Source organism: Sphingomonas sp. UYP23, assembly GCF_054059235.1.
Window position 1 is genome coordinate 2,837,581 of the sequence record NZ_JBSSBX010000001.1, and the last position, 25,040, is coordinate 2,862,620.

19 protein-coding genes are annotated in these 25,040 nt (G+C 67.6%); 17 read left to right on the forward strand and 2 right to left on the reverse strand.

Translation table 11 applies throughout. The annotated features are described in order from the left end of the window. Nucleotides 1-67 precede the first annotated feature (67 nt). From ACVWYO_RS13980 to ACVWYO_RS14040, 13 genes are all read left to right on the forward strand, one after another. A complete protein-coding gene (locus ACVWYO_RS13980) occupies nt 68-1,468 on the forward strand; it encodes a UDP-N-acetylmuramoyl-tripeptide--D-alanyl-D-alanine ligase (RefSeq protein ID WP_457351743.1) in 1,401 nt (466 codons plus the stop codon). Further along, nucleotides 1,468-2,538 (forward strand): phospho-N-acetylmuramoyl-pentapeptide-transferase, encoded by a 1,071-nt coding sequence (gene mraY, locus ACVWYO_RS13985; protein ID WP_457351745.1) that lies wholly within the window; start codon nt 1,468-1,470, stop codon nt 2,536-2,538. The genes ACVWYO_RS13980 and mraY overlap by 1 nt, the downstream gene beginning before the upstream one ends. Continuing rightward, a complete protein-coding gene (gene murD, locus ACVWYO_RS13990; protein WP_457351747.1) occupies nt 2,535-3,920 on the forward strand; it encodes a UDP-N-acetylmuramoyl-L-alanine--D-glutamate ligase in 1,386 nt (461 codons plus the stop codon). Before mraY ends, murD begins: the two co-directional genes overlap by 4 nt. Further along, entirely contained in the window at nt 3,917-5,140 is a 1,224-nt protein-coding gene (locus tag ACVWYO_RS13995) for an FtsW/RodA/SpoVE family cell cycle protein (RefSeq protein ID WP_457351750.1), read from the forward strand. Before murD ends, ACVWYO_RS13995 begins: the two co-directional genes overlap by 4 nt. Then, complete coding sequence (murG, locus tag ACVWYO_RS14000) at nt 5,137-6,282, forward strand: undecaprenyldiphospho-muramoylpentapeptide beta-N-acetylglucosaminyltransferase (protein WP_457351752.1); 1,146 nt, start codon at nt 5,137-5,139, stop codon at nt 6,280-6,282. The genes ACVWYO_RS13995 and murG overlap by 4 nt, the downstream gene beginning before the upstream one ends. Next, nucleotides 6,279-7,697, forward strand: a complete 1,419-nt coding sequence (murC, locus tag ACVWYO_RS14005; RefSeq protein ID WP_457351754.1) for a UDP-N-acetylmuramate--L-alanine ligase — start codon at nt 6,279-6,281, stop codon at nt 7,695-7,697. Before murG ends, murC begins: the two co-directional genes overlap by 4 nt. Nucleotides 7,698-7,819: 122 nt before the next feature. Continuing rightward, complete coding sequence (gene murB / locus ACVWYO_RS14010) at nt 7,820-8,692, forward strand: UDP-N-acetylmuramate dehydrogenase (protein WP_457355003.1); 873 nt, start codon at nt 7,820-7,822, stop codon at nt 8,690-8,692. Further along, entirely contained in the window at nt 8,689-9,618 is a 930-nt protein-coding gene (locus tag ACVWYO_RS14015) for a D-alanine--D-alanine ligase (RefSeq protein ID WP_457351756.1), read from the forward strand. The genes murB and ACVWYO_RS14015 overlap by 4 nt, the downstream gene beginning before the upstream one ends. Continuing rightward, nucleotides 9,615-10,598 carry a cell division protein FtsQ/DivIB gene (locus tag ACVWYO_RS14020; RefSeq protein ID WP_457351758.1) on the forward strand — a complete coding sequence of 328 codons (984 nt, stop codon included), beginning with the start codon at nt 9,615-9,617 and terminating at the stop codon, nt 10,596-10,598. The genes ACVWYO_RS14015 and ACVWYO_RS14020 overlap by 4 nt, the downstream gene beginning before the upstream one ends. A gap of 29 nt (nt 10,599-10,627) precedes the next feature. Next, the gene (gene ftsA, locus ACVWYO_RS14025) at nt 10,628-11,890 is read left to right on the forward strand and encodes a cell division protein FtsA (RefSeq protein ID WP_140850127.1); all 1,263 of its coding nucleotides are present in this window, start codon (nt 10,628-10,630) and stop codon (nt 11,888-11,890) included. A gap of 111 nt (nt 11,891-12,001) precedes the next feature. Further along, nucleotides 12,002-13,459 carry a cell division protein FtsZ gene (gene ftsZ, locus ACVWYO_RS14030; RefSeq protein ID WP_457351760.1) on the forward strand — a complete coding sequence of 486 codons (1,458 nt, stop codon included), beginning with the start codon at nt 12,002-12,004 and terminating at the stop codon, nt 13,457-13,459. A gap of 124 nt (nt 13,460-13,583) precedes the next feature. Further along, complete coding sequence (locus ACVWYO_RS14035; protein ID WP_457351762.1) at nt 13,584-16,037, forward strand: SPOR domain-containing protein; 2,454 nt, start codon at nt 13,584-13,586, stop codon at nt 16,035-16,037. A gap of 28 nt (nt 16,038-16,065) precedes the next feature. Further along, nucleotides 16,066-17,238, forward strand: coding sequence for a deoxyguanosinetriphosphate triphosphohydrolase (locus tag ACVWYO_RS14040; RefSeq protein WP_457351764.1), 1,173 nt, complete (start codon nt 16,066-16,068; stop codon nt 17,236-17,238). Nucleotides 17,239-17,296: 58 nt separating this feature from the next. Here ACVWYO_RS14040 and ACVWYO_RS14045 read toward each other — a convergent pair whose 3' ends face one another. Then, entirely contained in the window at nt 17,297-17,587 is a 291-nt protein-coding gene (locus tag ACVWYO_RS14045) for a hypothetical protein (RefSeq protein ID WP_457351767.1), read from the reverse strand. A gap of 210 nt (nt 17,588-17,797) precedes the next feature. On the opposite strand from ACVWYO_RS14045, the gene ACVWYO_RS14050 reads away from it, so the two are divergent. Both ACVWYO_RS14050 and ACVWYO_RS14055 read left to right on the forward strand, forming a co-directional pair. Next, complete coding sequence (locus tag ACVWYO_RS14050) at nt 17,798-19,339, forward strand: DUF1800 domain-containing protein (RefSeq protein ID WP_457351769.1); 1,542 nt, start codon at nt 17,798-17,800, stop codon at nt 19,337-19,339. Nucleotides 19,340-19,342: 3 nt separating this feature from the next. Continuing rightward, on the forward strand, nt 19,343-20,503 hold the full coding sequence (locus tag ACVWYO_RS14055; protein WP_457351771.1) for a DUF1501 domain-containing protein: 1,161 nt from the start codon (nt 19,343-19,345) through the stop codon (nt 20,501-20,503). A 47-nt stretch (nt 20,504-20,550) separates the two neighbouring features. On the opposite strand, the gene ACVWYO_RS14060 is transcribed toward ACVWYO_RS14055, so the two are convergent. Further along, nucleotides 20,551-22,467 (reverse strand): CocE/NonD family hydrolase, encoded by a 1,917-nt coding sequence (locus tag ACVWYO_RS14060; RefSeq protein WP_457351773.1) that lies wholly within the window; start codon nt 22,465-22,467, stop codon nt 20,551-20,553. A 149-nt stretch (nt 22,468-22,616) separates the two neighbouring features. Here ACVWYO_RS14060 and argS point away from each other — a divergent pair, with 149 nt between their 5' ends. Beyond that, on the forward strand, nt 22,617-24,341 hold the full coding sequence (argS, locus tag ACVWYO_RS14065) for an arginine--tRNA ligase (protein ID WP_457351775.1): 1,725 nt from the start codon (nt 22,617-22,619) through the stop codon (nt 24,339-24,341). Beyond that, nucleotides 24,341-25,012, forward strand: a complete 672-nt coding sequence (locus ACVWYO_RS14070) for an SPOR domain-containing protein (protein WP_457351777.1) — start codon at nt 24,341-24,343, stop codon at nt 25,010-25,012. Before argS ends, ACVWYO_RS14070 begins: the two co-directional genes overlap by 1 nt. Nucleotides 25,013-25,040 lie beyond the last annotated feature (28 nt).

Here is a 25,040-nt window from a genome sequence, read left to right on the forward strand (position 1 = left end):
CCGTGTCTCACCGAGCGTGTCGCCCGTTACGGCCCCACCCCAACCCCTCCCCTGAAGGGGAGGGGCTATGAGCGTCCTCTGGACCTCCGCCGACATCGCCGCCGCCACCGGCGGCACGGCATCGACACCCTTCACCGCCACCGGCGTCACCTTCGATTCGCGCGAAGTCGGCCCCGGCGACCTGTTCATCGCGCTGACCGGCGAGGCGACCGACGGCCACCGCTTCCTCCCGCAAGCCTTTGCCCAGGGCGCTGCCGGCGCGATTGTCTCGCAGCCAGTCGAGCACCCCCACGTCCTCGTCCCCGACACGACCGCAGCCCTCGACGCGCTCGCCCGCGCCGCCCGCGCCCGCACCAGCGCAAAAATCATCGGCGTCACCGGATCGGTCGGCAAGACCGGCACCAAGGAAGCCCTCTACGCCGCGCTCGACCGCGGCGCGCGCGGGGCGGCGCATCGCTCGGTCAAGAGCTACAACAATCATACCGGTGTCCCGCTCAGCCTGTCGCGGATGCCGGCCGAAACGCGCTTCGGCGTATTTGAAATGGGCATGAACCATGCCGGCGAACTCGCGCAGCTGACGCAGCTTGTCCGCCCGCACGTCGCGATCGTCACGACGATCGCCCCGGCGCATACCGCTTTCTTCCGCGATGAAGCCGCGATCGCCGACGCCAAGGGCGAGATCTTCGCCGGGCTCGAGCCGGGTGGCGTCGCGATCATCCCGTACGACAGCCCGCAACGCGACCGCCTGATCGCCGCCGCCGCGCCGCACGCCGCGCGAACCGTGACGTTCGGGCTCGAGCGCGGCGCCGATGTCCGCGCGATCGAGTCGATGCGGCTTGCCAGTGGCGCGACCTTCGTCACCGCGGTGGTGGGGGAGCGCGAGCTCAGCTTCACCATCAGCCAGCCCGGGCAGCATTGGGTGTCGAACAGCCTCGCGGTGCTCGCCGCGGTCGATGCGGTCGGCGGGGATCTCGCCGCGGCGGGCCTCGCGCTGGCCGAACTGGGCGGGCTGGTCGGGCGTGGCGCGCGCTTCACGCTGCCGCTCGGCGAGGGCGAAGCGCTGATCATCGACGAGAGCTACAACGCCAACCCGTCGTCGATGCGCGCGACGCTCGCGGTGCTCGGGGCCGAGCGCGCGACCCGCAAGCTCGTCGTGCTCGGCGAGATGCGCGAATTGGGCGAGCGCTCCGACGGCTATCACGCGGCGTTGGTCGAGCCGATCCTGGCCGCCGGCGTCGAAGCGGGCATTCTGGTCGGTGAAGCGATGGCGCCGCTCGCGAACGCGCTTGAGACGAAGGGCGATTTCGTCCATGTCGCCGACGCCGCCGCGGCGCGCGCCATGCTGACCCAGATGCTGGCGCCGGGCGATGCGGTACTCATCAAGGGATCGAACGGCGTGGGGCTTTCGGCGATCGTCGCCGACCTGCGAAGCAGGATACCGGACACCCTGCGCAGCGGGACACTGTAATGCTCTATTTCATCGCCGACTATCTGGGCTTTCCGGGACTGCTCAACCTGATCCGCTATCAGAGCTTTCGCACCGGCGCGGCGGTTGCGACGTCGCTGTTCCTCGGCCTGCTGATCGGTCCGCGCTTCATCGGCTGGCTGCGGTTGCGCCAGGGCAAGGGGCAGCCGATCCGCAGCGATGGCCCGCAATCGCATCTCGCCAAGCGCGGCACGCCGACGATGGGCGGGCTGATGATCCTCACCTCGATGGTCGCCTCGATCCTGCTGTGGATGGATCTGTCGAGCCCGTATGTCTGGGCGTGTACCTTCGTGACGCTCGGGTTCGGCGCGATCGGGTTCCTCGACGACTATGACAAGGTGCGCAAGGCGAGCACGGCGGGCGTTTCGAGCCGGATGCGGCTGATCGGCGAGTTCGTCATTGCCGGGATCGCGGCGACGCTGATCGTCCACCAGAACGGCACGCATCTGTATCTGCCCTTCTATACCGGATCGGTGATCGATCTCGGCTATTTCTACATCGTCTTCGCGGCGTTCACGATTGTCGCGTTCGGCAATGCGGTGAATCTGACCGACGGGCTCGATGGCCTCGCAACGATGCCGGTGATCATCGCGAGCGTCGCGTTCATGGCGATCGTCTATCTCGTCGGGCGCGCCGATTTCGCGCATTATCTCGGCATTCCGCACGTGCCGCACGCTGGCGACCTCGCGATCTTCTGCGGCGCGATCGTCGGGGCTGGGCTTGCGTTCCTGTGGTTCAACGCGCCGCCCGCGGCCGTGTTCATGGGCGATACCGGGAGCCTTGCGCTCGGCGGAGCGCTCGGCGCGATTTCGGTCGTCGCGCATCACGAGATCGTGCTCGGCATCATCGGCGGGCTGTTCGTGGTCGAGGCGATGTCGGTCATCATCCAGGTGTTCTTCTACAAGCGCACCGGCAAGCGCGTCTTCAAGATGGCGCCGATCCACCACCATTTCGAACAGCTCGGCTGGAGCGAGCCGACCGTCGTGATCCGTTTCTGGATCATCGCGCTCGTGCTCGCGCTGGCCGGTCTCTCGACGTTGAAACTCCGGTGATCGTCTCGCCCCTCTGGCGCGGCAAGAGCTTCGCTGTGCTGGGGCTGGCACGCTCGGGCGCGGCGAGCGTGCGCGCGTTGCTGGCGGGCGACGGGCGGGTCGTTGCGTGGGATACCGATGCCGCCAAGCGCGACGGCATCGCCCTTCCCCTTCAGGGGACAGGTTGGGGTGGGGCCGCGCTGGACGCGAACGCTGCGGCTGCCGCAGACGTCCCCACCCCCAACTCTTCCCCTGAAGGGGAGGGGCTTTTGGCGTTTGCGGATCCTGAAACGACCGACCTTGCCGGTTTTGACGCGCTGGTCGTCTCGCCGGGCGTGCCGCTCAACCGGCATCCGGTCGCCGCGACGGCGCGCGGGGCGGGCATCCCGATCATCGGCGACATCGAACTCTTCGCCCAGGCACGTACCAGCCTTCCGTCGCACAAGGTCGTCGGCATCACCGGCACCAACGGCAAGTCGACCACCACCGCGCTCGTGCACCACATCCTGCAGACCGCAGGCGTGCCCAGCCTGATGGGCGGCAATATCGGGTTGCCGATCCTCGAGCAGGCCCCTCTGCCAGAAGGCGGCGTCTACGTGCTCGAACTGTCGAGCTATCAGATCGATCTGACCTTCAGCCTCGATTGCGACGTCGCGGTGCTGCTCAACCTCACGCCTGATCATCTCGATCGCTACGACGGTTTCGAAGGCTATGCCGCCGCGAAGGCGCGGCTGTTCGAGATGCAATCCGCGACGCACGCCGCGGTGATCGGGATCGGCGACACCCCCTCGGCGCTGATCGCGCGCAGCCTGTCGGCGCGTGGCGAGCATCTCACCAAGATCGCGCCCGGCGTGTGCATGGACCAGTCGCGCTGGCCGAGCCTGCAAGGCCCGCACAACGCTCAGAACGCGCTCGCCGCGATTGCCGTCGCCCAGGCACTGGGCGTGCCAGAGGCGATGATCGACCGGGGGCTTGAAAGCTTCGCGGGCCTGCCGCACCGCATGGAGCGTGTCGCCGTCCGGAACGGCGTGGCCTTCGTCAACGACAGCAAGGCGACCAACCCCGAATCGACTGCGCCCGCCCTGGCCGCGTTCCCGCGGATTCATTGGATCCTCGGCGGGAAGGCCAAGTCGGACGATCTCGACGCCTGCGCGCCGTCGTTCGGCCATGTCGTCCACGCCTATACGATCGGCGACGCTGCGAAGCCCTTCGCCGCGATCCTCGACGGCAAGCTCCCCGTGACGGTAAGCGGTGATCTCGCCACCGCCGTCGCGCAGGCCGCCGCCAACGCGCAGCCGGGCGACACCGTCTTGCTCTCGCCGGCCTGCGCCTCGTTCGACCAGTTCCGCGATTTCGAAGATCGTGGCGACCAGTTCCGCCGTGCCGTCGAGGCGCTGGCATGAGCGAACAGCGGACCCCGCCGCCCAAGCTTTGGAAGGGCATGAAACACCGCGGCGGACGCGGCGATCGTTCGGCGCTCGGCATGTGGTTCTGGGACATCGACCGGATGCTGCTGCTGCTGACCTTGCTGCTCGTCGCGGTCGGGCTGGTCGCGGTCGGCGCGGCATCGCCGGCCGCTGCAACCCGCTATTCGGATGGCAAGCATGTCGTGCCGCCGCTTTTCTATCTGTGGTGGCAGCTCGCCTGGGTCGGCGTGTCGCTGCCCGTCTTGCTCGTCGTGTCGATGCTGCCAGTGCCAGTCGCGCGGCGGATGGCGTTGATCGGCACCGTCGCGTGTCTCGTCTTGCTGATGCTGGTGCCGGTGATCGGCGTGCAGAAGAACGGCGCGACGCGCTGGCTCAACCTCGGCGTGTCGCTGCTTCAGCCGTCGGAATTCCTCAAGCCCTTCTTCATCGTCACCGCCGCCTGGGTGCTGTCGATGCGCGCACAGGATGAGGCGCTCCCGGTGGTGACGATCACCGGCGGGATGACCGCGCTCGTCGCGGTGCTGCTGATGCTCCAGCCCGATTTCGGGCAGACGGTCGTGTTCTGCGCGGTGTGGATGGCGTTGCTGATGATCTCGGGCACATCGCCCAAGGTGATCGGCGGGCTGATCGCGGCGGTGCCGGTCGGGCTCGGCGCGGCGTACATGTTCTACGGAACCGCGCGCGCGCGGATCAACGCCTTCCTGTTTCCCGACGCGGAAGGGATCGGCGCGGCCGACCATTTCCAGACCAACGCCGCGCACGACACGATCACCGCGGGCGGCTGGCGCGGGACGGGGCCGGGGGGCGGCGCGATGAAGTTCCGGCTGCCCGAGGGGCATACCGACTACATCTTCTCGGTGATCGGCGAGGAATTCGGGTTGATCGCGTGCGTCATCATCGCTTTGCTCTTCCTTGCGATCGTCGTTCGCGTGTTCGTCAAGCTGCTCGACGAGCAGGATGAATTCCGGCTGTTCGCAGCGGCCGGCCTCGCGACGCAGTTCGGCGTCCAGGCGCTGATCTCTATGGCGGTCAACACCGGGCTGGCACCGTCGAAGGGCATGACACTGCCGTTCATCAGCTATGGCGGGTCGTCGCTTGTTGCCTTGTCGATCGGGATGGGGTTGCTGCTGGCGTTTACCCGGCGCAATCCGTTCGTTACGCGATCCAAATATATCGCGCATCGGAGCGGCATATGACGGCAAAACATTTCGTATTGGCAGCGGGCGGCACCGGCGGGCACATGGTCCCGGCCGCAGCGCTCGCCGCCGAGCTGATCAAGCGCGGGCATCATGTCGCGCTCGTTAGCGATGAGCGCGGCGTGCGCTTTCCCGGGCTGTTCGAGGGGATCCAGACGCATATCCTCCCCGCCGGACGCCTCACCGGCGGGCCGGTCGGCTATCTGAAGGCGGCGCGCGCGATGCTCAACGGGCGCGCGATGGCGATCGAGCTCTACAAGAGCTTTCGCCCCGACGCGGTGATCGGCTTTGGGGGGTATCCGGCGCTGCCGGCGCTGCTCGGCGCGTTCAACCAGGGCATTCCGACTGCGGTGCACGAGCAGAATGCCGTGCTCGGCCGCGTCAACCGGCTCGTCGCGGGCAAGGTCGATGCGATTGCGACGTCCTACGCCGAAGTCGCGCGGCTCGCGCCGAAGCTGCAGGCAAAGACGCATCTCGTCGGCAATCCCGTGCGCGATGCGGTGCTCGCCTTGCGCGCCAAGCCGTATCCGCTGCTCGAGGAGGACGGCATCTTCCGCGTCCTCGTCACCGGCGGCAGCCAGGGCGCGAGCGTCCTGTCGCAGGTCGTCCCCGACGGCCTTTCGATGTTGCCCGTCGCCTTCCGGCGGCGGCTGCAAGTCACCCACCAGGCGCGGATCGAGGATATCGAGGCCTGCCGCGCCAAATATGCCGAGCTGTCGATTGCCGCTGACCTTGCCACGTATTTGCCCGACATGCCCGAACAGCTTGCCTGGGCGCATCTTGTGATCGCCCGCGCAGGCGCATCGACGCTCGCCGAACTGACCTGTGCCGGACGGCCGGCGATCCTCGTACCGCTGCCCTCGGCGACCGACGACCACCAGACCGCCAATGCGCGCGAGATGACGCTTGCCGGGGGGGCGCGGACGATCGACCAGCGCCACTTCACGCCGGTCGAGCTCGCCAAGCAGATGCAGAAGCTCGGGCTCGACCCCGAAGCGCTGCAGAACGCCGCCGGGCGCGCGCGCGCTTGCGGGCGGCCCGACGCCGTGCGCGATCTCGCCAATCTGGTCGAGAGCCTCGCCGATCCGCTCGGCGACATGCCGATCGGCAAGCCGCAGCCGGTCAAGGCGGCGTTCGCATGAGGGGCGTCGCAACCGATATCGGGACGATCCACTTCGTCGGCATTGGCGGCATCGGCATGTCGGGCATCGCCGAGGTGATGAAGAACCTCGGCTATGCGGTGCAGGGTTCCGACGTGGCCGAGGGCTATGTCGTCGAGGGCTTGCGCGCCAAGGGGATCAAGGTGCTGATCGGGCATCATGCCGACAATCTCGGTGATGCGGCGGTGATCGTGACGTCGACCGCGATCAAGCGCGGCAATCCGGAAGTCGAGGCGGCGCTCGAACGGCGCATCCCGGTGGTGCGGCGCGCGGAGATGCTCGCCGAGCTGATGCGGCTGAAATCGACGGTCGCGGTCGCGGGGACGCATGGCAAGACGACGACGACCTCGATGGTCGCGGCGCTGCTCGATGCCGGCGGGGTCGATCCGACCGTGATCAACGGCGGGATCATCAATTCCTACGGCTCGAACGCGCGATTGGGCGCGAGCGACTGGATGGTGGTCGAGGCCGACGAGAGCGACGGCAGCTTCCTGCGTCTGGACGGGACGATCGCGGTCGTCACCAACATCGATCCCGAGCATCTCGATCACTACGGCTCGTTCGACGCGGTCAAGGATGCGTTCGTCGAGTTCGTCGAGAACGTGCCCTTCTACGGCGCTGCCTTGCTCTGCCTCGATCATCCCGAAGTGCAGAACATCATCCCGCGCGTCCGCGACCGGCGGGTGGTGACCTATGGTTTCTCGGCGCAGTCCGACGTGCGCGGCGTCAACGTCACGCCGATCCCGGGCGGCAACCGCTTCGAGGTGATCGTCCGCCACCGTGACGGGACGAGCCGGTCGATCGAGGGGATCGAGATGCCGATGCCGGGGCGCCACAACGTCCAGAACGCGCTCGCCGCGATCGGCGTGGCGCTCGAACTCGGGATCGACGATGCGACGATCCAGCAGGGGTTCGCCAAGTTCGGCGGCGTGAAGCGGCGTTTCACGAAAGTTGGTGAAGTGGGGGTCGGCGAGACCGGCACCGTCACGATCATCGACGATTACGGGCATCACCCGGTCGAGATCCGCGCGGTGCTGTCGGCAGCGCGCGAGGGTGTCGAGAACCGCGTGATCGCGGTGGTGCAGCCGCATCGCTTCTCGCGATTGGGCGATCTGATGGAAGAATTCCAGGGCGCGTTCAACGATGCCGACATGGTGTTCGTGGCGCCGGTGTATGCGGCGGGCGAGGCGCCGGTCGAGGGGGTCGATGCCGAGGCGTTGGTCGAGGGCTTGAAGCGGCGTGGGCATCGCTCGGCGGCGACGATCGCCGGGCCGGAAGCGCTCGCGAGCGCGCTGGCGAAGGTGGTGCAGCCGGGGGATATGGTGGTGTGCCTGGGTGCTGGCGATATCACGAAGTGGGCGGCCGGCCTGGCGGCTGGCATCGAGGCGGCGAAGTGACCGTGCCCGCTTCTGCTTCCCCCCTCCCGCTTGCGCGAGGGGCTGGGGGTGAGCCTTCTTCAGGCGTCGCCCAAGCTTCCAGGTCATTCCCTCCCCTAACCCCTCCCGCAAGCGGGAGGGGGATTGAAGGGCGTGTTACCGAGTCCGCCCCGCTTGCCCCGCTCGTCTGGTTCAAGTCCGGCGGCGCCGCGCAGTGGCTGTTCGAACCCAAGGACGTGGCCGACCTCAGCGCGTTCCTCGCTGCGCTCGACCCCAGCGTGCCCGTCCTCCCCCTCGGCCTCGGCTCGAACATGATCGTCCGCGATGGCGGCGTTCCCGGCGTGGTGATCCGCCTCGGCAAGCCGTTTGCCAAGGTCGAGACGCGCGACGCGACGACGCTGCGCTGCGGCGGCGGCGCGAGCGGGATCCTCGTCTCGTCGAGCGCGCGCGATGCCAGCATCGGCGGGGTCGAATTCCTGCGGTCGATCCCCGGCACCGTCGGCGGGTTCGTACGGATGAACGGCGGCGCGTACGGGCGCGAGACCAAGGACGTACTGGTCGAGTGCGAAATCGTCCTGCGCTCGGGCGAGCAACAGACGCTCGCGGTCGAGGCGCTCGGCTACACCTATCGCCACTCGACGCTCCCCGCGGGCGCGGTCGTGGTGAGCGCGACCTTCCGCGGCCATCCTGAAGCGCCTGCCGTCATCCAGGCCGAGATGGACCGCATCGCCGCCGAGCGCGAGGCGTCGCAGCCGCTGCGCTCGAAGACCGGCGGCTCGACCTTCAAGAATCCGCCCGGCCACAAGGCGTGGGCGCTGATCGACGCCGCTGGCTGCCGCGGGCTGCGGCGCGGCGATGCGCAGGTCAGCGAGAAGCATTGCAACTTCTTGCTCAACCTTGGCGCGGCGACGAGCGCCGACATCGAGGCGCTCGGCGAGGACGTCATCGCGCGGGTGAAGGCGCAGTCCGGGGTGACGCTCGAATGGGAAATTCAGCGCGTGGGTGAAGAGTCGTGAGTTTGCATGTCGCAGTCCTGATGGGCGGCTGGTCGGCCGAGCGCGAAGTGTCGCTGATGTCGGGCGCGGGCGTCGCCGAGGCGCTCGAATCGCTCGGACACCGCGTGACGCGGATCGACATGGGGCATGACGTCGCCGCCAAGCTGACCGACGCCAAGCCCGATATCGTGTTCAACGCGCTCCACGGGACGCCCGGCGAGGACGGCTCGGTGCAGGGCATGCTCGACCTGATGGGGCTGACCTATACGCATTCGGGGCTCGCTACCTCGGTGATCGCGATCGACAAGCAACTGACCAAGCTGCTGCTCGTCCCCGCCGGCATCCCGATGCCGGGCGGGCGGATCGTCAAGTCGGAGATGCTGTACGACGCAGACCCGCTGCCGCGGCCGTATGTGCTGAAACCGGTCAACGAAGGCTCGTCGGTCGGCGTGGCGATCGTCACCGCCGAGGGCAACTATGGCAACCCGATAGCGCGCAGCACGCCCGGCCCGTGGTCCGAGTTCGACGAATTGCTCGCCGAACCGTATATCCGCGGCCGCGAGCTCACCACCGCGGTGCTCGGCGAAACCGCGCTCGGCGTGACCGAGCTCAAGCCCCTGAGCGGCTGGTACGATTACGAATCGAAATATACCGACGGCAAGACCGAGCACATCTTCCCCGCCGCGATCCCAGACGAGATCACCGCGGCGTGCAAGCAGATCGCGCTCGACGCGCATCGCCTGCTCGGTTGCAAGGGCGCGTCGCGCTCCGATTTCCGCTGGGACGACGAGGCCGGGGTCGACGGGCTGTTCCTGCTCGAGGTCAACACCCAGCCGGGCATGACCCCGCTCAGCCTGGTGCCCGAACAGGCGCGGCATTGCGGCATTTCCTATTCGCAGCTCGTCCAGGCGATCGTCGATGAAGCGCTGAAGGAAAAGGCGCCATGACCACCGGCACGATCAAGCGCGGCACTGCACGCCGCCCCGTCCAGCCCAAGCGGCGCAAGCCGCCCAAGGCGTCGACGGTCGACAAGCTCATCGCGATGCTGCCCGTCAGCGAGGCGACGCTGCACAAGATCGCGACCTGGTCGATCATGGGTGCGGTCGGCGCGGCGCTGCTTGGCGCGGCGACCTATCTCGGCGTGCCCGCGGCGATCGGCAGCGCGATCGGCGAGGGGATCGGCGATGCGGGGTTCCGGGTCACCAACATCCAGATCACCGGTCTCAAGCGGATGGACCACAACGTCATCTACAAGATCGCGGCGAACCAGCCGTCGATGGCGATGCCGCTCGTCAGCCTCGAGAAGATCCGCCAGGATCTGCTTGCGCATAGCGGCTGGATCGAGGACGCGCATGTCTCGCGGCGGCTGCCCGACACGCTGATGGTCAATGTCATCGAGCGCACGCCGAGCGCGATCTGGCAGAATAAGGGCCAGCTCGCGCTGATTTCGGCCAACGGCACCTGGCTCGAGCCGGTCAATCCCAAGGCGATGCCCGATCTGCCGCTGGTGATCGGCGCGCATGCCAACGAGCAGGAGCCGGCGTATCGGCAATTGCTGGATGTCGCGCCGGCGTTGCGCGGTCAGGTCAAGGCCGCGGCCTGGGTCGGCAACCGGCGCTGGACCCTGACCTTCGAAAGCGGCGAGACGCTCGCACTCCCCGAGGGCGACGCGGCGGCGGGCAAGGCGCTGGTCCGCTTCGCGCAGCTCGACGGGGTCAAGCCGCTCCTCGGCAAGGGCTGGCTCGGCTTCGACATGCGCGATCCGACGCGGCTGGTGGCGCGCAAACCGGGGCTGGTCGACAATAAGGCGATCACCGATCCCTCGGCGACGACGCCGGCCGGGACGCCGGTGACGGGGCAAGCGACGCCTGCGGGGAAATCGCACGTGATCGAAGCGAAACAATCGGGGCCAGCAGGCCAGGTTTAGCGTAAGCGGGCGGAACAGGGGACAAGCAGATGGCGAAGACAGCACCGGAAGGCCTCATCACCGCGCTCGACATCGGGTCGTCCAAGGTGTCGGCGATGATCGCGCAGAAGGGTGACGGCGGCGAGTTGATCGTGCTCGGCACCGGCCAGCGCGAAAGCCGTGGCGTCAAGCGCGGCTATATCGCCGATGCGGCCGCGACCGAAGTCGCGGTGCGCGAGGCGGTCGAGCAGGCCGAGCGGATCGCGGGCACCAATATCGAGAATGTGTGGGTCAGCTTTTCGGCCGGCGGGCTGGTGTCCGACGTCGCCTCGATCGAGTTCGAGCTCGGCGGCCACCGTGTCGAGCAGTCCGATATCGATGCGCTGCTCCAGGCTGGCCGGGACTCGATCGATCCGGCGGGGCGGATGGTGCTCCATGCGCAGCCCGCGCTCTATACGCTCGACGGCCTGACCGGGGTGAAGCGCCCGCTTGGGCTGCATGCCGATCGGCTCGGCGTTCACATCCATGTCGTCGCAGCCGACGGGTCACCGGTGCGCAACCTTGGTCTGTGCGTCGCCAATGCGCATCTCGAGGTGAAGTCGATCATCGCCTCGCCCGTTGCGACGGGTATGGCGTGCCTCAGCGACGAGGAGCGCGAACTCGGCGTCGCGTTGGTCGAGCTGGGCGCGGGGATCACCAACGTATCGCTTTTCGCCGGCGGGATGCTCGTCGGGCTGATGTCGATCCCGATCGGCGCGCAGGACATTACCGACGACATCGCCTCGGCCTTCGGCACGCGTCGTGCGCAGGCCGAGCGGATGAAATGCGTCCACGGCTCGGCGAACGCTTCCCCGCGCGACAATCACGAGATGATCGACGTCGCCCCGATCTCGGCCGAGGACGACGCGCATGACGGCACGCGCATCACCAAGGCGCAGCTCATTTCAGTGATCCGCCAGCGGCTCGACCATCTGATCGGCGAAGTCGGCAAGGCGCTGACCGAGCTCAAGTTCGAGGGCCCGGTCGGGCGTCAGGTCGTGCTGACCGGCGGCGGCGCCGAATTGAAGGGGATCGCCGATTATGCGCAGCAGGCGCTCGGCCGCTCGGTGCGGATCGGGCGCCCGCGCGGTCTGACCGCCTTGCCCGAGGCGCATGCCGGCCCGGCCTTCGCGACGCTCGCCGGGCTCGCTTTCTATGCCGCGGCCGATCCGGTCGATCTGCGCGCCTTGTCGGGCAAGCAGCAATTGGTGCATCGCCCGAAAGGTTTTGCGCTGTTCCGGCGCTTGATGGCGGCGGCCCGCGCGAATTATTAAAGATTTGCTACTCGATTGTGCGGTTCGCTCTGGAACGACCGCGAGCGATGGTGCAAGAATACACCCATATTAGTTTCGCGCCGGGGTGTGGGCGCGGTTTGGAGACCGGACATGAGCATCGAATTTTTGCCGCCAGAAGTCGATGAGCTCACGCCGCGCATCGCCGTAATCGGCGTTGGCGGCGCAGGCGGCAACGCGATCGCGAACATGATGCGTGCCGATGTGCAGGGCGTCGAGTTCCTCGTCGCCAACACCGATTCGCAGGCGCTCAAGCAGTCGACCGCGAGCCACAAGATTCAGCTCGGCGCGAAGATCACGCAAGGGCTCGGCGCCGGGTCGCGCCCCGAGATCGGGCGCGCTGCTGCCGAAGAGACGATCGAGCAGGTTACCAAGATGCTCGAAGGCTCGCACATGTGCTTCATCGCCGCCGGCATGGGCGGCGGCACCGGGACGGGTGCCGCACCGGTGATCGCCAAGGCGGCGCGGGACATGGGCATCCTGACGGTCGGCGTCGTCACCAAGCCGTTCGCCTTCGAAGGCACGCGTCGCGCCAAGAGCGCAGAGGCGGGCATCGAGGAACTGCAGAAGTATGTCGATACGCTGATCGTCATCCCCAACCAGAATCTGTTCCTCGTCGCCAATGCGAACACGACCTTCAAGGAAGCGTTCCAGATGGCCGACGAAGTCCTGCAGCAGGGCGTGCGCGGGATCACCGATCTGATGGTCATGCCCGGCCTCATCAACCTCGATTTCGCCGACGTCCGCTCGGTGATGCAGGAAATGGGCAAGGCGATGATGGGCACCGGCGAGGCCGAGGGCGACAATCGCGCGATCGAGGCGGCGTCGAAGGCGATCGCCAACCCGCTGCTCGACGGCGTCAGCATGAAGGGCGCCAAGGGCGTCATCGTGTCGATCACCGGCGGCGACGACATGCGCCTGCTCGAAGTCGATGAAGCTGCGAACCACATCCGCGAACTGGTCGACGAAGACGCCAACATCATCTGGGGTTCGGCGTTCAATCCCGACCTCGAGGGCAAGATCCGCGTCTCGGTGGTCGCCACCGGTATAGAGGCGGAAACCCGTCCCGTTCCCGTGGCGCCCCCGGTGTCGCGCGCGTTCAGCTTCTCGGGCACCAAGAAGACCGAGACCCCGGCCGATGCCGCGCCGGCAAGCGAGCCCGCGCCCGAGCCGGTCGCCGCTGAGGAAGACGAACTCGTGCTCGGCAGCGAGACCGTTGTCGCCCCCGAGCCAGCCGCGCCCGCGCCCGCACCGACGAAGGCCTTCGACGATACGGCGCCTGCTCCGTCGGCGCCGGCTGCCGACGACACCCCGGCCGAGGCGCCCACGCGCCGCCGCTGGCTGTCGCCGGGTGCGCCCGCCGCTGAGGAAGCGCCCGCCGCCCCGTCCGCTCCGGAGCCGGTCGCACCTGCGCCGCGCGTCAAGCTCGGTGGAACGCTGTTCGAGCGCATGTCGAGCGTCTCGCGCGGCGCCGCCCGCGACGAGGAGCCTGCCGCCGAAAAGGATCCGCTCGATATCCCGCGCTTCCTGCATCGGCAGAACAACCAGTAACGATCCCTGGCGGATCACGGCGAGCGGCATCGATGGGCCGCTCGCCGTCACTGTGTGTCGATTGGTCGCAGCGCGGCCGGGCGGTCGCTTGCCGCTTGCGCCATAAACCGCTTTAGGACTGATCATGCGCGCCGTTCGTCTCACCGTCTCTGTATCCGCGCTGACGCTGGCCGCCGCCGCGAGCGCGCAGACCAGCTATCCTTCGCCCTACACGGGCTCGCCCTATGCCAGCGCGCCGTCGCCTTATGCGGTGCAGCCGCTGTCGGATGCCGACCTGCTGGCGAGCCAGATCCGGCTGCTAGCTGCCAACCCGCAGGATCTGCAGGCGCTGGTGCGTGCAGGCGAGCTTGCGCTCAAGCTCGACGACGATACCGCTGCCGCCGCCTTCTTCGCGCGGGCCGAGCGGATCGATCCGCGCAATGCGCGGGTCAAGGCGGGCGAGGGGAGCCTGCTCGTTTCCGCCGAACGGCCGGGCGATGCGCTGCGGCACTTCGCCGAGGCCGAGCGGCTCGGCGGCGACCCGCGCAGTTTTGCGGCCGATCGCGGCCTCGCGTACGATCTTGTCGGCGAGCAGGATCGGGCCCAGCGCGATTACCGCCTCGCCTTGCGCACGGCCGCCAACGACGAGACGCAGCGACGCTACGCGCTCTCGCTCGGCATTTCGGGCAAGCGCGAGCTCGCGCTGACGCAGATCGACCCGCTGCTGCGCAAGAGCGACCGCGGCGCGTGGCGCGCGCGCGCCTTCATCCTCGCGATGGGCGGTGACAAGGCCGGCGCCGAGAAGATCGCGACGAGCATGATGCCGACCGGAATGGCGCAAGGGCTCCAGCCGTTCTTCGACATCCTGCCCAATTTGCGCCCTGCCGACCGCGCGTTCGCGGTGCATTTCGGCGAGGTGCGGCCGAGCATCGATCGCGTCAATGACGCACGGCTCGTTCCCCCGCTCGCAGCGCTCGGTCCCGATCCGACCGCGCCGGTGCAGGTCGCAGCGGTGGTCGCAGCGCCGGTCGTGATCGACGCGCGCGAGGCCCGGCGGCGTGCCAAGGAAGTGCGGCGCAACCGCGGCAAGGTCGAGATCGCGGCTGCCACGACCCCGCCGCCACCGCCGTTGCCGGCGCCACCCGCTTATGGCACGCTCGGGTCGCGCACTGCGCTGGCTGCGAACCTGCCGAGCGGATCGGCGGTGACCTATGTCCAGCGCGTACCGGGGACGTCGCCGACGTCGCCTTACGCGCAGCCGCAACGGGCGCCGACGAGCCCCTACGTTCAGCCGCTTCCGGCGACGCCCTATGGCCAACCGCTGCCCGCGCCGCGCTATGTGCCGAACGCGCCATTGACGAGCACGCAGGCCGCGAACCTTGCGGCATCGCGCTCGCCCGTTTTACCCGCGCCGAGCGTGAAGGTACCCGCGCGCTCTGGCCAGTTTGCCGCGGCGTCGAGCCCGGCTGCGTCCACGGCGCTCCCCGCAACCGCGCTTGCGGGGTCGCCGCTGCCATCCAGCGGATCTGTGGCCGCAGCATCGACTGCGGGGGCGACCGCGGCTCCGGTCGTTCTTGCTTCCTCGGCCAACCCGCTGCCGTTCGCCAACCGCAGCGCCGCGCCGCTTGCCACGCAGCTTGGCGTTAGACCCGTGACGCCGACGCCAGGCGCCGTCGTTGCGCCTCCGAGCGGTAGCGTCATCGGCGTGGGCGTTCCGGTGCAAACGCCGACACCACCGTCCGGCGGCACGCTCGCCGCGGCGGCGGAAAGCTCGACCGTCGTCGCCGCGACGCCGGCACCCGTGGTCGCAACGCCGGTAACGCCGACGTCGGGAACCGCCGCGCCCTTCACGCCCGCCCCCGTCACGCCCGCCCCCGTCACGCCCACCCCCGTCACGCCGACCCCCGTCACGCCGACCCCCGTCACCCCGACACCGGTGGGCAGCGAAGATACGATCCTCGCGGCGATCATCTCCGACATCAAGGTGCCCGCCACCGAGCAGCAGGCTGAGGCGCTGCCGGGCGTGCCGCCTACGCCGATCCAGCGCGCGCGCGCGTCGGCCCCGCTCGCGGATACGACGCGCGCGGATGCGCTTGCGGCCGAGAAGAAGCTGGCCGCCGAAAAGAAGCTCGCGGACAAGAAGGCCGCCGACCAAGCCGCGCTCGCCGAGGCGAAGAAGGTCGCCGCCGACAAGAAGCTCGCCGACACCAAGAAGGCGGCGGCCGACAAGAAGGTCGCCGACGCGAAGAAGGCTGTCGCCGACAAGAAGATCGCGGATGCCAAAAAGGCCGCCGAGGAAAAGCGCAAGAACGATCCCAAGCTGCTCGAGCCGTCGCGCGTGTGGGTCCAGGTGGCGGGCGGCGCGAACGAGAACGACCTGCCCAAGCAATGGTCGAAGCTGCGCAGCGGCAACAAGCAACTCGCCGGTCGCGGTGGCTGGACGACGCCGCTGCGCGCGACCAACCGTATCCTGACGGGTCCGTTCAAGACCGAGGACGAGGCGCAGGCGTTCGTCAACAAGATCGCCAAGGACGGCCAGTCGGGCTTCGTCTTCGTCAGCGATGCCGGCCAAAAGATCACCAAGCTCGGCGGCAAATGACCCTTCGATCGATGGAATACCGACCGTTATGACGCTGCTTGCGCCCTGGGCCTCTCACCCGGAGCGCAGCCGCGGTCGCCTCCATGAAGAACAAAAGGGGAGCGCGCCCGATTCTGCGCGAGGCCCGCGCGACGCCTTCCAGCGCGACCGTGACCGGATCATCCATTCGATCAGCTTTCGCCGGCTACGCCACAAGACGCAGGTCTTCATGGCGCCAGACGGCGATCATTTCCGCGTCCGGCTGACGCACAGCCTTGAGGTCGCGCAGATCGCGCGGACGGTCGCGCGCACGCTTGGCCTCAACGAGGATCTGACCGAGGCGCTGTCGCTCGCGCACGACATCGGCCATCCGCCGTTCGGTCACGCCGGCGAGGACGCGCTGGAAGCCGCACTCGCTGGGCAGGGCGGGTTCGACCACAATGGCAATACGCTGCGTGCGCTGATGACGATCGACAGCCCGTATCCGCGGTGGAACGGGCTCAATCTGACGTGGGAATCGCTTGAGGGGCTGGCCAAGCATAACGGACCCGTGAAGACGCCGCGCTGGGCGCTGGCCGAATGCGATGCGGCGTTTCCGCTCGATCTGCGCAGCTGGTCGAGCCTCGAGGCGCAGGTGGCGGCGATCGCCGACGACATCGCCTATGACAACCACGATATCGATGATGGCCTGCGCGCGGGGTTGCTGACGCTCGATCAGTTGCTCAGCGTTCCGTTGATCGCGCGCGGGTGGGATGCGGTGCGCGCGCGCTTTCCCGATGTCGCGCCGGCGCGACTGGTCGGCGAACTGATCCGCTCGCAGATCGGCGCGATGGTCAACGATCTGGTCGCCGAGACGCGTTCGCGGCTGGTCGGGATCGGCGATAACGCCGATGTGCGCGCGGCGGGGCGCTGCCTCGTCGGTTTCTCGCCCGAAATGCGCGAGGACGAGCGCATGCTGAAACGCTTCATGTACGCCAACCTCTACCATCACCCGCGCCAGATGGAGGCGGCACGTGCGGCCGAGGGGATCGTCACCGGGCTGTTCGGGGCATATCGCGCCGATGCGCGGCTGATGCCGGAGGATTGGGCGGAGCGGGTGCCGGCCGACGAGCCCTGGCGCAGCCGCAACATCGCCGACTTCATCGCCGGGATGACCGACCATTACGCGGTGTCGCGCTACCGCGAGGTGGTCGGGCCGATCGACTTGCCCGAAGGGTTCTGAACCCATTCGGCGAGGCTGTCCGGGCGTGTCGACACTACGACACGCCCGGTCGAATGGCTTAGCGCAGCGCGAGCGCGGTCGAGCTGAGCTTGGTCTGCGCGTTGGGAACCGAGAAGGAGACGGGCACGCCACCCGAAACGCCGGTCACCTGGTCACCGCGCACGTTGAGTTCGAACGCGCTGCCCGACTGGCGACGGCCGCTGATCAGGACGTGGTCGCCCTTGTCGATCGTCTTGTAGGTATAGGTCTCGCCGTCGCGCGTGAAGGTGTGGCTGGACGAATCCTTGGCGAGGGCGGGCGAAACCGTGGCAGCGAGGATGGCCGTTGCGGCGAAGATGGTCTTGAGCATGATCTTCCTTTCGAATTTCGAAGGCCGATTCCGCATCCTCTCCCCGAAGATGAATTGTGCTGATGCCCCTATCATATTGCACTGCAGCATGAGCCCAAGCGCAAAGAATGCGCGACCAGTTGCACGAAACGAACGCGTCGGACTTAACCGGGGATAATTTTGCGACAGGTTGGGTCCATACGGACGCACAACGCAAAGAAGGACGCGATCATGACAAAGGCAAGCATCGCGCTGAACCGGTTTGGTTTGGGCGCACGCGGCGACCAGCCGGTTCCGGTCGACCCGGTCGGATGGCTGACCGGACAGTTCGCGCGCTATGATCCGCATCCCGACGCGATCGCGGCGGCCGCAAGCAGCGCTGCGGTTGCGGCGGGACTTGCCGACTATTTCCGTCAGCAACGTGCCTTGCGGATGCAGCAGGGTGGCCGACCGGGAACCCCTCCCGCCGCGGTCGCACCGATGCCGATGGCCGGGTCGGCACCGGCTGGTCTGCAAATGGGTGCGCAATCGGTCCAGCAGCCGGGGATGACACCACCGATGGTCGCGGCGCCCGCCAAGCCGGTGCGTGACGATGCGATGAAGCAGGCACGCCAGTTCGCCGCGCGTACGGGTCGCGAGGATTATGCCGGCGCGGTCGGCGCGCGCACGACACAGGCGCTGATCACCGAAACGCCGTTCGTCGAACGTCTTGTCCATTTCTGGGCGAACCATTTCGCGGTGTCGGCCGACAAATTGCAGGTCGTCGGGTTGGCTGGCACGCTCGAGTTCGAGGCGATCCGCCCGCATGTGCTTGGCAGCTTCCACGACATGCTGGTCGCAGTCGAACAGCACCCGGCGATGCTGCTCTATCTCGACCAGGCGGTCTCGGTCGGTCCAAATTCGCCGCTCGGCCAGAAGATCGCGGCGCGCGGCAATCGCAAGGTCGGACTCAACGAGAATCTCGCGCGCGAGATTCTCGAACTGCACACGCTTGGCGTACGAACCGGCTACAGCCAGGCCGACGTCACCGAATTCGCGCGCGCAATGACGGGCTGGACCGTCGCCGGGATTGGACAGGGCCCGGGCGCACGCGCAGCGGGGACAGATGGTCTGCCGGGCGATTTCGTCTTTGCCGCGCCGCTGCACGAGCCGGGCGACCGCAGCGTGATGGGCAAGACCTATCCCGCCGGCGGGGTCGAGCAGGCCAGCGCAGTGCTCGCCGACGTAGGTGTATCGCCCGCAACGGCGAGCCACATCGCGACCAAGCTCGCGCGGCATTTCGCGGGCGACACCCCGCCGCCGGCGATGGTCGCGCGGTTGCAGGCGGCGTTCCTCAAATCGGGCGGCGACCTGCCGACGGTGTATCGCGCGCTGATCGCCTCGCCCGAGGCGTGGGTCGAGCAGCCGCTCAAGTTCAAGACACCGTGGGAATGGACGATCTCCTCGATGCGCGCGCTGAACGTCAAGACCGCCGATCCGCAGGCGATGGTCGGGCTGCTCAACCAACTCGGCCAACCGACGTGGAAGCCAGGCCAGCCGATCGGCTATGACGACATCGCGGGCAGCTGGGCCGGCCCCGATGCGGTGCTGCGCCGCGTCGAGGCGGCCGAGCGCTTCGCCTCGCGCGCCGCGGTGACGGACGCCCGCGCGCTCGCTCCCAAGATCCTGCCCGGCGCGGTGAGCCCCGGCACCACCACGGCGCTCGCCAATTGCGAAAGCCCGGCGCAAGCGCTCGCCTTGCTGCTGGTCGCGCCTGAATTCATGCGGAGATAGATCATGTACGCCCCTGTTTTTGATCGACGTTCCTTTATTGGTGCCGGCGCGATGGGCGCGCTGGCGCTTGCGCTGTCGCCGCGAATGGCCTTTGCCAAGGCCGAGACCGACAAGCGCTTCATCTTCATCATCCAGCGCGGCGCGGCCGACGGGATGGGGATCGTCGCGCCGGTCGGCGACCCCGCCTTTGCCGGCGCGCGTGGTGATCTGGCGGCGGATTTCACCACCGCGCCCAAGCTCGACGGCATGTTCGCGCTGCATCCGAGCATGGCGGCGCTGCACGGCCTGTACGGCCAGAAGCAGGCGCTGTTCGCGCATGCGGTCGCCTCGCCGTACCGCGACCGCTCGCATTTCGACGGGCAGAACGTGCTCGAGAGCGGCGGCCTCAACGCCTATCAGGTCAAGGATGGCTGGCTCAACCGGCTGCTCGGCGTGCTGCCGCCGACCCAGGCCAAGGCGATCGCGGTGTCGGCGACGGTGCCGCTCGCCTTGCGCGGCAAGATCGACGTGTCGTCCTATGCGCCCTCGAACCTGCCGCAGGCGTCGGACGACCTGATGCAGCGCGTGGCGATGCTCTATCAGGGCGACAGCCAGCTCCACGGCCTGTGGAGCGAGGCGATGAGCACGCGCCAGCTGACCAGCGATCTGGCGGCGGGCGGCGGCGCCAATGCGGTGGCGACCGGGGCGCTCGCGGCGCGGCTACTGGCGCCCGCCAATGGCGCGCGGATCGCGATGATCGAGACCGGCGGCTGGGACACACATACCCAGCAGCGCCAGCGGCTCGGCGCACAGTTGAAGGGGCTCGACGGGATGATCGGCGCGCTACAGGCCGGGCTGGGGCCGTTGTGGAGCGACACGATGGTGCTTGTCGCGACCGAATTCGGGCGGACCGTCGCGGTCAATGGCACCGGCGGGACCGATCACGGTACCGGCAGCTCGGCGATGCTGCTCGGCGGCGCGGTACGCGGCGGACGGGTGCTGGCGGACTGGCCGGGGCTCCAACAGGCGGCGCTGTTCGAGGGGCGCGACCTGAAGCCGACGCTGCAGCTGGATGCCTTCATCGCCGGCGCGGTGGCGGGCCATTTCGGCGTCGAGCCGGCGCGCGCGATGGCGGCGCTGTTCCCGCTGAGCAAGGGGACGAAGGCGGTCGACGGGCTGGTGTGAACGCCCCGTCACCCCGGCACAGGGCCGAGGTGACGGACATCATTGTCTTACTTCGCCACCACCGGCAGCAGCACCGCGCTCGCCCCCGCGGCACCATGCTCGATCGTTACCGTCGCCTTCTTGTAATCCGCGGGCTTCGCCAGGAAGATGTTGGGCACGAAGGTCTGCGGGTTGCGGTCATAGACCGGGAACAGCGACGACTGCACCTGCACCATGATCTTGTGCCCCGGCAGGAACTCATGGTTCACCGCTGGCAGACGGAAGCGATACTGCTGCGTCTTGCCAGCCGGGATCGCGCTGGGCTTGGCGAAGCTTTCGCGATACCGCCCGCGGAAGATGTCGAGGCTGATCGCCAGCTGATAGCCGCCCATCTTAGGGTTGCTCGCCACTTCGTCGGGATAGACGTCGATCAGCTTGACGACGATGTCGCCGTCGCTGCCGGTGGTCTTGGCGAAGATGTCGGCCCACGGCACGCCCGAGACCTTGACGGTCTTGGTCAGCACCGGCGTCGAATAGCTCATCACGTCGGTGCGGCCGTCGACCGAGCGCTGATCCGACACCAGCCATTCGCCCCAGCGACCATCGTCGAAATTGATCGGACGCGGGAGGTAGGGGACGGGGTTGGCGGGATCGGACACATAGCTGTCGCCGCCGCTCGCCGCGTGGTCGAAGCCGAGGCCCTTGTCGGCCTGGAGGTAGAGCGGGGTCAGCGGCGTATCGCAGCCGGTGTCGCACGACAGTGGCCATTTCGGGAAACTGTCCCAATGGTTCGCGCCGGTGTTGTAGATCGCGGCGGCGGGCAGCGTGACCGCAGGGCCGTCCTTCAGATACTGGTTGAAGAAGGGCAGCACCATGTCTTCGCGATATTGCTGCGCGGTGTCGCCGTTCCACGTCAGCGGGCCGAGCGTGCGCCCTTCGCGATTGACCTGGCTGTGCCGCCACGGGCCCATCACCAGATAGTTGTTCGACTGGTGGCCGGCCTTGACCAGCGCCTCGTAGCTGTGGATCCCGCCCCACATATCCTCGTGATCCCACAGGCCCTGTTCCCACAAGGTCGGGACATTCGACGGGCTCGCGGCGAGCAGCGTGTCGAGCGCCTGGCCCGACCAGAAGCTGTCATAGGCCGGATGCTGGACCATGCGGTTCCAATAGGGGAGCTGGTCGTAGCCCGACTTCTTGGCCCAATCGCCCGCCGAGATGTTCCGGAAATTGTCGTAATCGTCATAGCCGCCCGATGGCGGCGCTTTCCCTGCGCCCTTGTAGCCGGTCTGCGCGCCGAGCCAGCCGATATTGGGCAGGCGGAACGCGCCGTAATGGAACCAGTCGTCGCCCATCCAGCCGTCGATCATCGGGCTCTGCGGTGCGGCGACCTTGAGGGCAGGGTGCGGATGGAGCAGCGCCATCACCACGGTGAAGCCCTCGTACGACGATCCGATCATCCCGACCTTGCCGTTCGACTGCGGCAGGTTCGCCTTGTTCACCAGCCAGTCGATCGTGTCATAGGCGTCGGTCGTGTGGTCGACCTTGGTCTGGTTGAGCGGGCCGATGACGGGGCGGGTGACGACATAGTCGCCCTCCGAGCCGTATTTACCGCGGATGTCCTGATAGACGCGGATATAGCCGCCTTTCACGAACATCTCGTCGGCGAGCGGCAGCGTCGAGAGTTCGCTCGCGCTGTCGCTGCGGTTGGCGCGGCCCTTGGCGTTGTAGGGCGTGCGCGTCAGCACGATCGGTGCGTTGGTCAGCCCCTTGGCATAGACGATCACGGTGTAGAGCTTGGTCCCGTCGCGCATCGGGATCATCACCTCGCGCTTGACGTAATCGTTCTGCGCTTCGGGCGGGCTGAACTTGGCGGGGATGTCACCGCCGACCGCAGCCGCGGTCGGCGCCTTCTGCTGGGCATATACCGGCGTAAGCGCGATCGCGGCGGCGGTGGTGGCAAGCAGAAGGGCGTGGCGTTGCATAAGCGACCTTTCGGAAGGGAGATGGCGTGTCGTACGCTTACTCTTCGGCCGGGATCAACCGTGTCGTAGCAGGATCATACGCCAGGATTTGAAGCCGCCCCCCGTATCCGCTATGCGCCGCGCTCGCAGACACCACCGGACGTGCCCCAATGACCCTCTACACCCGTTTCGCCGCGCATATCGATGCGGTGCTCGATGCCCTTGAAGCCAGCGGCGACCTGCCGGCCGGGCTCAACCGCGCGAACATCACGGTCGAGCCGCCGCGCGACACGAGCCACGGCGATCTCGCCACCAACGCCGCGATGGTGCTCGCCAAGCCCGCGCAGACCAATCCGCGCGCGCTCGCCGAGAAGATCGTCGCGCAGCTGGGTGCCCTCGACGAAGTGGATACGGTGTCGATCGCTGGCCCGGGCTTCATCAACATGAGCCTGACCGACGACACCTGGCGCGCCGAACTCTCGGCGATCCGCGACGGCGGCGACGACTACGGTCGCTCGAACCGCGGTGCCGGCACGACCGTGAACATCGAATATGTCTCGGCCAATCCGACGGGGCCGATGCACATGGGGCATTGCCGCGGCGCGGTCGTCGGCGATGCGCTGGCGGCGTTGCTCGAGTTCGCGGGTCACAAAGTCATCCGCGAATATTATGTCAACGACGCCGGCGGTCAGGTCGACGTGCTCGCGCGTTCGGTTCACCTGCGCTACCGCGAAGCGCTCGGCGAGACCGTCGAGATCCCCGAGGGGCTGTATCCGGGCGACTATCTGATCCCGGTCGGCCAGGCGCTCGCTGCCGAATTCGGCGACGCCTATGTCGGCAAGCCCGAGGAAGCGTGGCTCGTGCTGTTCCGCACCAAGGGGGTCGCGGCGATGCTCGTGCTGATCAAGGCCGATCTTGCGTTGCTCGGCATCCATCACGACCTGTTCTCGTCCGAAGCCGAGCTGCAGGCAGCCGGCAAGCCCGAGGAGGCCGAGGCCGAATTGCGCTCGCGCGATCTGATTTACGACGGCGTGCTCGAAGCCCCGAAGGGCCAGGAGCTCGAAGATTGGGAGCCCGTCGTGCTGCCGCTGTTCCGGTCGACCCAGTTCGGCGACGATCAGGATCGCCCGATCAAGAAGTCGAACGGGCAGTGGACCTATTTCGGCGCCGATCTCGCGTATCATTTCCAGAAGGCGCAGTCGGCCGACGCGCTGATCGACATCTGGGGCGCCGACCATGCCGGGACGGTCAAGCGGATCGTCGCCGCGGTGCAGGCGCTGACCGGCGGCAAGACGCGCTTCGACGTCAAGCTCGTCCAGATGGTGCGGCTGATGCGCGCCGGCGAGCCGATCAAGATGTCGAAGCGCGCGGGCAATTTTGTGACACTTGCCGATGTCGTCAACGAGGTCGGCAAGGACGTCGTCCGCTTCACCATGCTGACGCGCAAGGCCGATGCGCAGATGGATTTCGACTTCGCCAAGGTAGTCGAGGCATCGAAGGACAACCCCGTTTTCTACGTCAACTACGCGCATGCGCGCATCGCTTCGCTCCATCGGCGCGCCGTTGAGGCCGGAATCGTGTGCGATTCGATCGACTTGTCCCAACTTGACACGGAGGATCTGGCGCTGGTGAAGTTCGCCGCGCAATTCCCGCGGATCGTCGACACCGCTGCCGCAGCGCGCGAGCCACATAGAATTGCGTTTTATCTCTATGACTTGGCTGCTACCCTCCACGCATTGTGGAATGTCGGCAACGACCGGCCAGACCGGCGCTTCCTGCTGCCCGATAATCCCGCGATGACGTGTGCGCGGCTTTTCATGGCGGATGCAATCGGGCAGATTATCCGTAACGGGTTGGCAATCATGGGCGTCCAGGCAGTCCAGGAGATGAACTGATGGCAGGCGAATACGAAATGCGCGATGAGGATCGCCTTCCCTGGCTCGAAACGGTCGAGGATGACTATGACGATGGCCCGTCGGTGGTGCGGATCATCGGGCTGATCGTCGCTGCGCTGCTCGTCGTCGCGGCGGTGATTTTTGGCTATCAATATTACAAGCTGCATCAGGGCAGCGACGGCAATGGCGCGCTGATCGCGGCGCAGGAGGGCGACTACAAGGTCAAGCCCGACGATCCCGGCGGGCTCAAGGTCGAGGGCGAGGGCGACAGCGCGATCGCGACGAGCAATGGCGCCGCGACCGGCAACGCTGCGATCGACATGAAGGCACTGCCGGAAGCGCCTGTCGCGGGCAAGAAGGCGCCGCCCGCCAAGGCCGACCCCGGCGCGAGCAAGGCGGTCGCCACGATCCCGTCGGCCGAAAAGGCCTCGGGCGGCGCGCTCGTCCAGCTCGGCTCGTTCGGCAGCGAGGCCGAGGCCGATACCAATTGGCGCACGATCGCAAGGAAGCATGCCGAACTCGCGCCGATGGGCAAGTCGGTGCAGGCGGCGCAGGTCGGCGGCAAGACCGTCTATCGGCTGCGCGTCAATGCCGGCAGCGCAGGGCAGGCGACGAGCCTGTGCGCGAAACTGGCGGCTGCCGGCCAGGCGTGTTTCGTGCCGCGGGGCTGATGCAATGTTCGCCCCTCCCCTTCAGGGG

What these genes read in the sequence shown, in the direction of transcription:
- murG (WP_457351752.1), top strand. Translation starts at nt 5,137, where the DNA reads ATGACGGCAAAACATTTCGTATTGGCAGCGGGCGGCACCGGCGGGCAC.
- ACVWYO_RS14070 (WP_457351777.1), top strand. Translation starts at nt 24,341, where the DNA reads ATGGCAGGCGAATACGAAATGCGCGATGAGGATCGCCTTCCCTGGCTC.
- argS (WP_457351775.1), top strand. Translation starts at nt 22,617, where the DNA reads ATGACCCTCTACACCCGTTTCGCCGCGCATATCGATGCGGTGCTCGAT.
- ftsZ (WP_457351760.1), top strand. Translation starts at nt 12,002, where the DNA reads ATGAGCATCGAATTTTTGCCGCCAGAAGTCGATGAGCTCACGCCGCGC.
- ACVWYO_RS14040 (WP_457351764.1), top strand. Translation starts at nt 16,066, where the DNA reads ATGACGCTGCTTGCGCCCTGGGCCTCTCACCCGGAGCGCAGCCGCGGT.
- mraY (WP_457351745.1), top strand. Translation starts at nt 1,468, where the DNA reads ATGCTCTATTTCATCGCCGACTATCTGGGCTTTCCGGGACTGCTCAAC.
- ACVWYO_RS14035 (WP_457351762.1), top strand. Translation starts at nt 13,584, where the DNA reads ATGCGCGCCGTTCGTCTCACCGTCTCTGTATCCGCGCTGACGCTGGCC.
- ftsA (WP_140850127.1), top strand. Translation starts at nt 10,628, where the DNA reads ATGGCGAAGACAGCACCGGAAGGCCTCATCACCGCGCTCGACATCGGG.
- ACVWYO_RS14060 (WP_457351773.1), bottom strand. Translation starts at nt 22,467, where the DNA reads ATGCAACGCCACGCCCTTCTGCTTGCCACCACCGCCGCCGCGATCGCG.
- ACVWYO_RS14045 (WP_457351767.1), bottom strand. Translation starts at nt 17,587, where the DNA reads ATGCTCAAGACCATCTTCGCCGCAACGGCCATCCTCGCTGCCACGGTT.
- ACVWYO_RS14055 (WP_457351771.1), top strand. Translation starts at nt 19,343, where the DNA reads ATGTACGCCCCTGTTTTTGATCGACGTTCCTTTATTGGTGCCGGCGCG.
- ACVWYO_RS13980 (WP_457351743.1), top strand. Translation starts at nt 68, where the DNA reads ATGAGCGTCCTCTGGACCTCCGCCGACATCGCCGCCGCCACCGGCGGC.
- ACVWYO_RS14050 (WP_457351769.1), top strand. Translation starts at nt 17,798, where the DNA reads ATGACAAAGGCAAGCATCGCGCTGAACCGGTTTGGTTTGGGCGCACGC.
- ACVWYO_RS14020 (WP_457351758.1), top strand. Translation starts at nt 9,615, where the DNA reads ATGACCACCGGCACGATCAAGCGCGGCACTGCACGCCGCCCCGTCCAG.
- murC (WP_457351754.1), top strand. Translation starts at nt 6,279, where the DNA reads ATGAGGGGCGTCGCAACCGATATCGGGACGATCCACTTCGTCGGCATT.
- ACVWYO_RS13995 (WP_457351750.1), top strand. Translation starts at nt 3,917, where the DNA reads ATGAGCGAACAGCGGACCCCGCCGCCCAAGCTTTGGAAGGGCATGAAA.